Consider the following 11,938-nt stretch of genomic DNA (forward strand, 5'->3'; position numbering starts at 1 on the left):
CGGGCCCGGCCGGGCGGCACGCCCTGCCCGCCTCGGACCTCGCAGGACCGGCGGCGCTGCCCGCCCCCCTCGGCAACGGGCCGGGCTTGACCGCACAAGCCCTCCCGGGCCCGGGCTCCGGCTCAGGCCCCGGCTTGGCCGACCTCGTCGGCCCGGCCGCCGGGGCCCCCGGCCCGGCCCCCGGTTCCTGGCGAGCCCTGCTCGCCCACGGCATCGGCTCGCAGCACGACCTGCCCATCTCTCCCTTCTACGCGTTCGCCGGAGCGTTCGCCGCCCTCTTCGTCTCGTTCCTCGCCCTCGGGCTGCTCTGGTCCACCTCCCGGTTCCGCGGCGACCGCGCGGGCCGCCCGCTGCCCGCCGCCGTCCAGCGCCTCGCCGACGCGCCCGCCACCCGCCACGCGTTGCGCCTGCTCGGCCTGGCCGCCGCCCTGGCCGTCCTGCTCTGCCTCCTCCTCGGCCCCGACGATCCGGACCGCAACCCCGGACCCGGCGCCGTCTACGTCCTCCTGTGGGTCGGTCTCGTGCCCGCCTCCCTCCTCCTCGGCCCCGTCTGGCGCCTCCTCAACCCGCTCCGCACCCTGCACCGGCTGATCCGCCGCGCCCGTCGAGGCGCCGCCCGCACCCCCGACCGCCCGCTGCCGCCCCGCCTCGGCCTGTGGCCGGCCGCCGCCGGCCTGCTCGGCTTCACCTGGCTCGAACTCGTGTCACCCGATCCCGCCTCGACCACCCCCCTCCTGCTCGCACTGACCGCCTACGCCGCGCTCCAGCTCGCGCTCGCCGCCCGCTTCGGCGAGCACTGGTTCGACCACGGCGACGCCTTCGAGGCGTACTCCACCCTGCTGTCCCGCCTGTCCCCGCTGGGCCGCCGCGCCGACGGCCGCCTCGTCGTGCGCAACCCCCTCCACGGCCTCGATGCGACCCCCGAACGGCCCGGACTCGTCGCCGCTGTCTGCGTACTCCTCGGCTCCACCGCCTACGACGGCTTCTCCGACCACCCCGCCTGGATCAACGCCGTGCAGACCTCCCCCCTCGGCCGCACCCCCGCGGCCACCCTCGGGCTCCTCGGCTCCGTCGGCCTCGTCGCCCTCCTCTACTGCCTCTGCGCCGCCGCCACCCGCCTGGTGTCCGGCCCCGTACCCCGCCCCCTCACCGCCTTCGCCCACTCCCTCCTGCCGATCGCACTCGGCTATCTGACCGCACACTATTTCTCGCTCTTCGTGACCGAAGGGCCACGCACCGTCATGATGGCACTCGGCACTGACAACGCCCTCCCGCCCGCTCCACCACTGGGCCCCGAGGGCCTCGCCGCCCTCCAGGTCATCGCCGTCGTCACCGGTCACGTCCTCGGCGTCGTCGCCGCCCACGACCGCTCCGTACGACTCTTCCCGCCCGCCCGCGCGGTCGCCGGACAACTGCCGATGCTCGCGCTGATGATCACGTACACCGTCGGGGGGCTCAGCCTCCTCCTGAACTGAGGAGCGGCATGATGGACCCGTGCCTCCCGCCAACCCCCTCCGCCGCACCCCGGTCCAGCAGCGCAGCGCCGAACGGCTGACCCGGATCCTCGACGCCTGCGCAGAGCTCCTCGACGAGACCGGCTACGAACAGCTGAGCACCCGGGCCGTCGCGGTCCGCGCCGGCGTCCCCATCGGCTCCGTCTACCGCTTCTTCGGCAACAAGAGGGCCATGGCCGACGCGCTCGCGCACCGGAACCTGGAGCAGTACGCGGACGCCATCGCCACCCGCCTGGCCGCCCTGCCCGCCACCGACTGGCGGCCGGCCGTCGACGCCGTACTCGACGAGTACCTCGCCATGAAGCGCACCGTCCCCGGCTTCGGCCTCGTCGACTTCGGGGTGCCCGTCCCGCCCGAAAGCGCGGCCGCCGACGCCAACCACCTCGTCGCCGCCCGGCTCACCGAGCTGCTCGCCGGGCACCTCGGCCGTACCCCCGGCGAGGCGCTGCACCGGGCCGTGCTGGTCGCCGTCGAGGCCACCGACGCACTCCTCAAGCTCGCGTTCCGGTACGTGCCCGCGGGCGACCCCGAACTCATCGCCGAGACCCGCGCGATGATGCACGCCTACCTGGCGCGGTCGCTCGACTGAACCGGCCGCGGGCCTCCCCACCGTCCCTACCGGTCGGTATGCTCGGGCCGCTCGCGCGCACCGCCCGCCGCTCAGTGGAGGACCCGTGTCCGATGCCACCACCCGCACCGCCCTGCGCATCTGCCCGCTCTGCGAAGCCACCTGCGGACTCACCCTCACCATCAGGGGCGACGCCGTCACCGGCGCCCGGGGCGACCGCGACGACGTGTTCAGCCACGGCTTCATCTGCCCCAAGGGCGCGGCGTTCGGCGCCCTCGACGCCGACCCCGACCGCCTCACCACCCCGCTGGTCCGCCGCGACGGCCGGCTCCGGCCCGCCGGCTGGGACGAGGCCTTCGCCGCCATCGCCGCCGCCCTGCCCCCGCTGACCGGACGGTACGGACCGGACTCCGTCGGCGTGATGCTCGGCAACCCGAACGTCCACACCATGGCCGGGTCCCTCTACCCGGGCCAGCTGCTCCAGGCGCTGCGCACCCGGAACGTGTTCACGGCCAGCACCCTCGACCAGATGCCCAAGCACGTCTCCAGCGGGCTGCTCTTCGGCGACGCCCAGGCCATCCCCGTCCCCGACCTCGACCGCACCGACTTCCTGCTCCTCCTCGGCGCCAACCCGGTCGAATCCAACGGCAGCCTGTGCACCGCCCCCGACTTCCCCGGCCGCCTCAAGGCCCTGCGCGCCCGCGGCGGCACCCTGGTCGTCGTCGACCCCCGACGGACCCGTACGGCCAAACTCGCCGACCGCCACCTCGCGGTCCGCCCCGGCACCGACGCGCTGCTGCTGGCCGGCCTCGCCCACGTGCTGCTCGACGAGAAGCTCACCGCCCTCGGCGCCCTCGAAGAACACGTCACGGGAATCCGGGAACTCTCCGAGGCCCTGGGCGCGTTCACTCCACAGGCCGTCGCACCGGCCTGTGACCTGACCGCCGAGGAGATCCGCACCCTCGCGCGTCAGCTCGCCGCCGCGCCCACCGCCGCCGTGTACGGGCGCATCGGCAGCTGCACCGTCGAGTTCGGCACCCTCGCCAACTGGCTCGTCGACGTACTCAACATCCTCACCGGCAATCTCGACCGGCCCGGCGGCGCGATGTTCCCGCTGGCCGCCACCGCTGCCCGGCCCCGCCCCGCCGGACCCGGCAAGGGCTTCGCGCTGGGCCGCTGGCGCAGCCGGGTCAGCGGCCACCCCGAAGCCAAGAGCGAACTCCCCGCCGCCGCACTCGCCGAGGAGATCGAAACCCCGGGGGAGGGGCAGATCAGGGCGCTGATCGCGATCGCCGCCAACCCCGTGCTGTCCGCCCCCGACGGACGGCGGCTCGACGCTGCCCTGGCGGGCCTCGACTTCATGGTCAGCGTCGACCCCTACCTCAACGAGACCTCCCGCCACGCCCACGTCGTACTGCCCCCGCCGCCGCCCTCCCAGAGCGCCCACCACGACTTCGCCTTCAACGCCTTCGCCGTCCGCAACCAGGTCCGCTACACCCGCCCCGCCGTCCCGCTGCGCGACGGGCTGCTCGACGAATGCGAGATCCACGCCCGCCTGATCCTCGCCGCGAGCGGCCGGCACGGCACCGACCCGGACGCCGTCGACCGGCTGGCCATCGGAGCCGCCCTCGCCAAGGCCACCGCCGACCCGCGCTCCCCCCTGCACGGGCAGGACCCCGAGGCCCTCGCCGCCCGGCTCGCCGGCACCAGCGGCCCCGAGCGCCGCCTCGACCTGATGCTGCGCCTCGGGCCGTACGGCGACCAGTTCGGTCTGCTCGAAGAAGCCGGGCAGAGCGGGTCGACGGGACCGGACGACCGGCAGGGACAGCGCGGGCCGGAAGGGCTCGGTCTGGAACGGCTCCTCGCCCACCCGCACGGAATCGACCTCGGCGCGCTGCGCCCGCGCCTGCCCGCCCTGCTCCGCACCCGCAGCGGGCGGATCGAGCTGCTCCCCGAACCGATCGCCGCCGAACTGCCCCGGCTGGAGCGCGCCCTGGCCGAACGCCCCGCCGGCGTCGTCCTCGTCGGCCGTCGCCACCTGCGCTCCAACAACAGCTGGCTGCACAACGTCCCCGCCCTCACCGGCGGCTCCAACCGCTGCACCCTCCAGGTCCACCCCGAGGACGCGGCCCGTATCGGACTCACCGACGGCGGGCGGGCCCGGATCAGCGGGGACGGCGGCAGTGTGGAGGCGCCGGTCGAGGTCACCGACACCGTCCGCACCGGCGTGGTCAGCCTCCCGCACGGCTGGGGCCACGACCGGGACGGAGCCCGGCTCGCGGTGGCCGCGGCCGACCCCGGGGTCAACGTGAACCAGCTGCTCGACGGCAGCCGCCTCGACCCGCTCTCGGGCACCGCCGTGCTCAACGGTTTCCCGGTCGAGCTGACGCCCCTGCCCTGAGCTGGGCTTTTGCTCGTATTGCTCGCGAGTTCACGTCTTGTTAACGCATCTGGCCGGGACCTACGTTCGTCCGGACCGCCGGGCCTGGAGCCCTGAGGGGCGGATCCAAGGGCGAACGTGAGGTTCCTTCCATGCTGACCATTCTCGGCTTTGCCATGATCGCGACCTTCCTGGTCCTGATCATGATGAAGAAGATGTCGCCGATCGCGGCACTCGTACTGATCCCGGCCCTCTTCTGCGTCTTCGCGGGACAGGGTGCGCAGCTCGGCGACTACGTCATCGAGGGCGTCGGCAAACTCGCGCCGACCGCCGCGATGCTGATGTTCGCCATCGTCTACTTCGGCCTGATGATCGACGTCGGACTCTTCGATCCGATCGTCCGGGGCATCCTGCGGTTCTGCAAGGCCGACCCGGTGCGGGTCGTGGTCGGTACGGCGGTGCTCGCCGCGATCGTCTCCCTCGACGGCGACGGCTCCACCACCTTCATGATCACGGTCTCCGCGATGTACCCGCTCTACAAGCGGCTCGGGCTCAGCCTCGTGGTCATGACGGGCGTCGCCGCCACCGCCAACGGCGTCATGAACACCCTGCCCTGGGGCGGCCCGACCGCCCGCGCCGCGACCGCGCTCAAGCTCGACGCCGCCGACATCTTCGTCCCGATGATCCCGGCCCTCGCCGTCGGCCTGCTCTTCGTCTTCGGCCTCGCCTACGTGCTGGGCCTGCGCGAGCGCAAGCGCGTGGGCACGCTCGTGATCCTGGAGGACCGCGCCATCGCGGCGGACCCCGCGGCCACCACCGCCGACGAGCAGGTCCTCGTCGCGGCGGGCGGACCCGGCACCACCGGGACTTCCGGCACCACCCAGACCTCCGGCGCCACCAAGTCCTCCGGCGCCGGCTCGGACCCCGGCTCCGCCGCGACCTCCGACGACGCCGCGGCCTCCGACGACGTCGCGCCCTCCGACGACGTCGCGCCCTCCGACGACGTCGCGCCCTCCGACGACGTCGCGTCCTCCGGCGACGCCGGGGGCTCCGACGACGCCGGGCCGGCCGCCGACGACGACGGCTTCCAGGGCCTCGACCCGCACCGCGTCACCCTGCGCCCGCGGCTGTACTGGTTCAACGCCGGTCTCACCCTCGTCCTCCTCACCGCGATGATCATGGAGCTGCTGCCCATCCCGGTGCTGTTCCTGCTGGGCGCCGCGCTCGCGCTCACCGTCAACTTCCCGAAGATGAACGAGCAGAAGGCCCGCATCGCCGCGCACTCCGAGAACGTGCTCAACGTCGCCGGCATGGTCTTCGCGGCCGCCGTGTTCACGGGCGTGCTCACCGGCACCGGCATGGTCAAGGACATGGCCGACTGGCTGGTCGGCGCCATCCCCGAGGGCATGGGCCCGCACATGGCGCTGGTCACCGGCCTGCTCAGCCTCCCGCTGACGTACTTCATGTCCAACGACGGCTTCTACTTCGGCGTGTTGCCGGTCCTCGCCGAGGCGGGCGCCGCGCACGGGGTCTCGTCCCTGGAGATCGCCCGCGCCTCCCTGGTCGGGCAGGCCCTGCACATGTCGAGCCCGCTGGTCCCGGCCGTGTACGTACTCGTCGGGATGGCCAAGGTCGAGTTCGGCGACCACACCCGCTTCACCGTGAAGTGGGCGGCACTCACCTCGCTGGTGGTGCTGGGGGCGGGGATGCTTTTCGGCATCATCTAGCACTGGCGCCCGCAAAACTATCGGCGCTAGTTTGTAGGGTGTCCGCGAGGTTCCACGCGCTCGTGCTCGGGAGGCATGCGATGAAGGCCCACGACGGGATGTACATCGGCGGAGACTGGCGGCCCGCCGCCGGCCGCGACCGGATCGAGGTCGTCAACCCGGCCGACGAGCAGGTCATCGCAGCGGTCCCGGCCGGCACGGCCGAGGACGTGGACGCGGCCGTACGGGCGGCCCGCGCCGCCTTCCCGGGCTGGGCCGCCACCCCGGCCGCCGACCGCGCCGACCTGATCGGGGCGCTCCGCGATGTCCTGGTCGCCCGTAAGGACGAGTTCACGCAGACCATCACGGCGGAGCTGGGCGCGCCGCTCGGCTTCTCCGGGACGGTGCACGTCGGCGCCCCCGTCGCGGTGGCCTCCTCGATGGCCGAGCTGGCGGCCTCGTACGCCTTCGAGGAGGAGATCGGGGACTCCACCGTGCTCCTCGAACCGGTCGGCGTGGTCGGTGCCATCACCCCCTGGAACTACCCGCTGCACCAGATCGTTGCCAAGGTGGCACCCGCACTCGCCGCAGGCTGCACGGTCGTCCTCAAGCCCGCCGAGGACACCCCGCTGACCGCACAGCTCTTCGCCGAGGCCGTCCACGAGGCCGGCGTGCCGGCAGGCGTCTTCAACCTGGTGACCGGGACCGGCCCGGTAGCCGGCCAGGCGCTCGCCGCCCACCCCGACGTCGACCTCGTCTCCTTCACCGGTTCCACCGCGGTCGGCCGCCAGGTCGGCGCCACCGCAGGAGCCGCGGTCAAGCGCGTCGCCCTCGAACTGGGCGGCAAATCGGCCAATGTCATCCTGCCCGGTGCCGACCTGGCCAAGGCGGTCGGCACCGGTGTCGGCCACGTCATGAACAACTCCGGGCAGAGCTGCAACGCGCTCACCCGCATGCTCGTCCACCGCGACCAGTACGAGGAGGCCGTCACCCTCGCCGCCGCCGCGGTCGCCCGCTACCCCGTCGGCGACCCGTGCGACGAGGCCACCCGCCTGGGCCCGGTCGTCAACGCGAAGCAGCGCGACCGGGTGCGCGGCTACATCGCGCAGGGCGTCGAGGAAGGCGCGCGCCTCGTCGCAGGCGGCACCGAAGCCCCGCACGCCCGGGGCTACTACATCGCCCCGACCGTGTTCGCCGACGTCACCCCCGAGATGGCCATCGCGCAGGAGGAGATCTTCGGCCCGGTCCTGTCGATCCTGCCGTACGAGGACGAGGACGACGCCCTGCGCATCGCCAACGGCACGGTGTACGGCCTCGGCGGCGCGGTCTGGGCGGCGGACCGGGAGCAGGCCGTCGCCTTCGCGCGCCGCATGGACACCGGCCAGGTGGACATCAACGGCGGCCGCTTCAACCCGCTCGCGCCCTTCGGCGGCTACAAGCAGTCGGGCGTGGGCCGCGAGCTGGGCCCGCACGGCCTCGCCGAGTACCTCCAGACCAAGTCCCTGCAGTTCTGAGCCGCTCACCGTCCGAGCCACTCACGTCCGAGCCACGTAAACACGGAGACGACGAACATGGTCCGCGCCGCCATACTGCCCGCCGTCGGAGCCCCGCTGGAGATAGCGGAGATCGTCCTGCCCGAGCCCGGCCCCGGCCAGGTCCGGGTCCGCCTCGCCGCCGCCGGGGTCTGCCACTCCGACCTCTCGCTCACCAACGGCACCATGCGGGTACCGGTCCCCGCCGTCCTCGGCCACGAGGGCTCCGGCACCGTCCTCGCCGTCGGTCCCGGGGTCACGCACGTCGCCCCCGGCGACGGCGTCGTCCTCAACTGGGCGCCGTCCTGCGGCCGGTGCCACCACTGCCGGATCGGGGAGGTCTGGCTGTGCGCCGAGGCCCTGACCGGCGTCGGCGCCGTGTACGCGCACACCACCGACGGCGCCGCGCTGCACCCGGGGCTGAACGTCGCCGCGTTCGCCGAGGAGACGGTCGTCGCCGCGAACTGCGTGCTGCCCGCACCCGCCGGGGTCCCGCTCGAAGAAGCCGCGCTGCTCGGCTGCGCCGTCCTCACCGGCTACGGCGCGGTGCACCACTCGGCGCGGGTGCGCGCCGGCGAGTCGGTGGCCGTCTTCGGCGCCGGCGGCGTGGGCCTGGCCGCGCTCCAGGCAGCCCGGATCGCCGGCGCCGGCCCGATCGTCGCCGTCGACGTGTCCCCGGCGAAGGAGGAGCTGGCCCGCGCCGCCGGGGCCACCGAGTTCGTGGTGGCCTCCGCGACCACCGCCAAGGAAGTCCGCGCGCTCACCGGCGGGCAGGGCGCCGACGTCGCCGTCGAGTGCGTGGGCCGCGCCGAGACCATCCGGGCGGCCTGGGACGCGACCCGGCGCGGCGGCCGCACCACGGTCGTCGGCATCGGCGGCAAGGAGCAGCAGGTCACGTTCCACGCCCTGGAGATCTTCCACTTCGCCCGGACCCTCTCGGGCTGCGTCTACGGCAACTGCGACCCGGCCCGCGACCTGCCGGTCCTCGCCGACCACGTCCGGGCCGGCCGCCTCGACCTGGGGGCCCTGGTGACGGACCGGATCGCCCTCGACGGGATTCCGGCCGCCTTCGAGGCCATGCTCGCGGGCAAGGGCGGCCGCTCCCTCGTCGTGTTCTGACCCGCCGGCGGGTGGCACCCCCCCCCGACCCGAGGGCGCCACCCGCCGAAAAGCCGGAAACCCCAGAACTCCCGAAACTCCGAACCCCTGGAAAGCCAGAAACCCAGAAACCCGGATACCCGGAGGCTCTACGGGCCCTCGCGGCGGCCCTCGTGGCCCTCGCGGCCGTCCGGCGTCTCCGCCGCGCCCCGCGGCAGTGCCGCGAACTGCAGCGCGAGCCCGTCCAACAAGGCCGCGAGGCCCGTTTCGAACGCGCCCTCGTCCACCGCCCGCTGCCGCTCGGCCAGCAGGTGGGCCTGGCCCAGGTGCGGATAGTCCGCCGGGTCGTACGCCGTTTCGTCGTCCACGAAACCCCGGGCGAACGAACCCACCGCCGAGCCCAGGATGAAGTACCGCATCAGCGCGCCGATCCGGGTGGCCTGCGCGGGCGGCCAGCCCGCCGCCGTCATCGCCCCGAACACCGCGTCCGCCAGCCGCAGTCCGGCCGGCCGTCGCCCCGGCCCCCGCGCGAGTACGGGCACGATGTGCGGGTGGTCGGCCAGCGCGCCGCGGTAGGAGTGCGCCCAGTCGTGCAGCGCCGTCCGCCAGTCGCGGCCGTCGTCCGGCTCGAACATCGACAGGTCCACCCGCGCGCTCACCGCGTCGGCGACCGCCTCCAGGATCTCGTCCTTGGTGCGGAAGTGGTTGTAGAGCGAGGGCCCGCTGACGCCGAGCGCGGCGGCCAGCCGCCGGGTCGAGACCGCCTCCAGCCCCTCCGCGTCCACGAGGGCGCCCGCCGCCTCGACGATGCGGTCTCTGCTCAGGAGGGGCTTGCGCGGTCGGGCCATGCGCCACATAGTAGGGCCTGCCCGCCATAAACTAGCGCCGCTAATTAACTTCCTCCGCACCGCGGCGCACCGACCCGCGAGGTGGCCATGAATCTGGAGCTCAGCGAGGAGCAGGCCGCGGTCCGCGCGCTCGCCCGGGACTTCGTGGAACGAGAGATCGCCCCGCACGCCGCCGCCTGGGACCGCGCCGAGGGCGTGGACCGGGCCGTCGTGAAGAAGCTCGGCGGCCTCGGCTTCCTCGGCCTGACGGTTCCTGAGGAGTACGGCGGCAGCGGCGGCGACCACCTCTCGTACGTGCTGGTCACCGAGGAGCTGGGCCGCGGCGATTCGGCCGTGCGCGGGATCGTCTCCGTCTCCCTCGGCCTGGTGGCCAAGACCATCGCAGCATGGGGTGACGAGCGGCAGAAGCGGACCTGGCTGCCCCGGCTCTGCTCCGGCGAGGCCCTCGGCTGCTTCGGCCTGACCGAACCGGGCACCGGTTCCGACGCGGGCAGCCTCACCACCCGGGCGGTCCGCGACGGGGACGCGTACCGGATCACCGGCGGCAAGATGTTCATCACCAACGGCACCTGGGCCGACCTGGTGCTGCTCTTCGCACGCACCGGTGAGGAGCCCGGCCACCGCGGGATCTCGGCGTTCCTCGTCCCCGCCGACAGTCCGGGCCTGACCCGCCGCGAGATCCACGGCAAGCTCGGCCTGCGCGGCCAGGCCACCGCCGAGCTGGTGCTGGACGACGTACGGGTGCCCGCCTCGGCGCTGCTCGGGCCCGCGGGCAAGGGGTTCTCCATCGCGATGTCCGCCCTCGCCAAGGGGCGGATGTCGGTGGCCGCCGGCTGCGTCGGCATCGCCCAGGCGGCCTTGGACGCGGCCCTCGCGTACGCCGGACAGCGCGAGCAGTTCGGCCGGAGCATCGCCCACCACCAGCTGGTCCAGGAGCTGATCGCCGACATCGCCGTGGACGTGGACGCGGCCCGGATGCTCACCTGGCGGGTCGCCGATCTGATCGACCGGGGGCGGCCGTTCGCCACCGAGTCGTCCACCGCCAAGCTCTTCGCCTCCGAAGCGGCCGTCCGCGCCGCGAGCAACGCCCTCCAGGTGCACGGCGGTTACGGCTACATCGACGAGTACCCGGCCGGGAAGCTGCTGCGCGACGCCCGCGTGATGACCCTGTACGAGGGCACCAGCCAGATCCAGAAACTCGTCATCGGCCGTGCCCTCACCGGGATTTCGGCCTTCTGAGTACCGCCCCAGGCCCGCCTGAGTATCCGCGCGGATGGGCCGGCCGCCACGGCCGCCGGATGCTGGACCCATGAACGAGACACCGGTCAGGCAGCAGAACACGGGGGCGTACTACGGCCAGGCCGTCGCCTCCTTCGGGATCGCGCTCGGCGCCGTCGCCATGGGGATCTACAACCTCGACGCGGACGCCTGGGTGCGGTCCTTCCTCGGCATCGCCGTCCTCTACCTCACGACCTCCGCCTTCACGCTCGCCAAGGTGATCCGGGACAGGCAGGAGGCCGGCCAGATCGTCAGCCGGGTGGACCAGGCCCGGATGGAGAAGATCATGACGGACTACGACCCCTACCAGCCGAAAATCTAAGCGCTTGCTCACCCTCCGGTAAGGTGTTCACCTCCACACGGCGACGAGGGTGAGCGAGCAATGGACAGCGCGGCGGAGACCGACGGCTACCAGGCGTGGTCGGAGGTCACTCCGGACGCCGCGCGGCGCCTGCTCGTCGCGGCGGTGGAGGCCTTCGCCGAGCGCGGTTACCACGCCACCACCACGCGGGACATCGCCGGGCGGGCCGGGATGAGCCCGGCCGCGCTCTACATCCACTACAAGACCAAGGAAGAGCTGCTCCACCGGATCAGCCGGATCGGGCACGACAAGGCCCTGGAGCTCCTGGAGACGGCCGCGGACGGCCCCGGCACCGCCGCCGAGCGGCTCGACGCCGCCGTCCGGTCCTTCGTACGGTGGCACGCAGGGCACCACACCACCGCACGGGTGGTCCAGTACGAGCTCGATGCTCTCGGTCCGGAGCACCGCTCCGAAATCGTGGCACTGCGCCGCCAGAGCGACGCGGCGGTCCGGCGGATCCTCGCCGACGGGGTGCGCGCGGGCGAGTTCGACGTCCCCGACCTGCCCGGCACCACCCTCGCCGTGCTGTCCCTCTGCATCGACGTGGCCCGCTGGTTCAGCACGGCCGGACACCGCACCCCCGACGAGGTCGGCGCGCTCTACGCCGACCTCGTCCTGCGCATGGTCGGAGCCCGGCAGTAGCGGCGGGCCCG

General features: G+C 73.5%; 10 protein-coding genes. 9 read left to right on the forward strand and 1 reads right to left on the reverse strand.

Translation table 11 applies throughout. From position 1 onward, the window contains the following. The first annotated feature begins 197 nt into the window (after window positions 1-197). The 6 genes from OG764_RS27635 to OG764_RS27660 all read left to right on the forward strand — a co-directional run bounded on the left by OG764_RS27635 (window position 198) and on the right by OG764_RS27660 (window position 8,819). The gene (locus tag OG764_RS27635; RefSeq protein ID WP_328973201.1) at window positions 198-1,475 is read left to right on the forward strand and encodes a hypothetical protein; all 1,278 of its coding nucleotides are present in this window, start codon (window positions 198-200) and stop codon (window positions 1,473-1,475) included. 19 nt (window positions 1,476-1,494) lie between these two features. Beyond that, on the forward strand, window positions 1,495-2,103 hold the full coding sequence (locus OG764_RS27640) for a TetR/AcrR family transcriptional regulator (protein WP_328971133.1): 609 nt from the start codon (window positions 1,495-1,497) through the stop codon (window positions 2,101-2,103). 85 nt (window positions 2,104-2,188) lie between these two features. Next, window positions 2,189-4,483, forward strand: a complete 2,295-nt coding sequence (locus OG764_RS27645) for a molybdopterin oxidoreductase family protein (RefSeq protein WP_328971134.1) — start codon at window positions 2,189-2,191, stop codon at window positions 4,481-4,483. 131 nt (window positions 4,484-4,614) lie between these two features. Beyond that, on the forward strand, window positions 4,615-6,189 hold the full coding sequence (locus OG764_RS27650; protein WP_328971135.1) for a CitMHS family transporter: 1,575 nt from the start codon (window positions 4,615-4,617) through the stop codon (window positions 6,187-6,189). Window positions 6,190-6,269: 80 nt separating this feature from the next. Next, the gene (locus tag OG764_RS27655) at window positions 6,270-7,682 is read left to right on the forward strand and encodes an aldehyde dehydrogenase family protein (protein WP_328971136.1); all 1,413 of its coding nucleotides are present in this window, start codon (window positions 6,270-6,272) and stop codon (window positions 7,680-7,682) included. Window positions 7,683-7,739: 57 nt separating this feature from the next. Next, on the forward strand, window positions 7,740-8,819 hold the full coding sequence (locus OG764_RS27660; protein ID WP_328971137.1) for a Zn-dependent alcohol dehydrogenase: 1,080 nt from the start codon (window positions 7,740-7,742) through the stop codon (window positions 8,817-8,819). Window positions 8,820-8,947: 128 nt separating this feature from the next. Here OG764_RS27660 and OG764_RS27665 read toward each other — a convergent pair whose 3' ends face one another. Then, on the reverse strand, window positions 8,948-9,646 hold the full coding sequence (locus tag OG764_RS27665) for a TetR/AcrR family transcriptional regulator (RefSeq protein ID WP_328971138.1): 699 nt from the start codon (window positions 9,644-9,646) through the stop codon (window positions 8,948-8,950). An 87-nt stretch (window positions 9,647-9,733) separates the two neighbouring features. Between OG764_RS27665 and OG764_RS27670 the strand changes: the two genes are divergently transcribed. The 3 genes from OG764_RS27670 to OG764_RS27680 all read left to right on the forward strand — a co-directional run bounded on the left by OG764_RS27670 (window position 9,734) and on the right by OG764_RS27680 (window position 11,927). Beyond that, window positions 9,734-10,885 (forward strand): acyl-CoA dehydrogenase family protein, encoded by a 1,152-nt coding sequence (locus OG764_RS27670; RefSeq protein ID WP_328971139.1) that lies wholly within the window; start codon window positions 9,734-9,736, stop codon window positions 10,883-10,885. A gap of 70 nt (window positions 10,886-10,955) precedes the next feature. Next, window positions 10,956-11,246, forward strand: a complete 291-nt coding sequence (locus OG764_RS27675) for a YiaA/YiaB family inner membrane protein (protein WP_328971140.1) — start codon at window positions 10,956-10,958, stop codon at window positions 11,244-11,246. 60 nt (window positions 11,247-11,306) lie between these two features. Next, window positions 11,307-11,927, forward strand: a complete 621-nt coding sequence (locus tag OG764_RS27680; protein WP_328971141.1) for a TetR/AcrR family transcriptional regulator — start codon at window positions 11,307-11,309, stop codon at window positions 11,925-11,927. Window positions 11,928-11,938: the final 11 nt, after the last annotated feature.

It is taken from the genome of Streptomyces sp. NBC_00239, from assembly GCF_036194065.1.
In the GTDB taxonomy this organism is placed as follows: Bacteria; Actinomycetota; Actinomycetes; order Streptomycetales; family Streptomycetaceae; genus Streptomyces.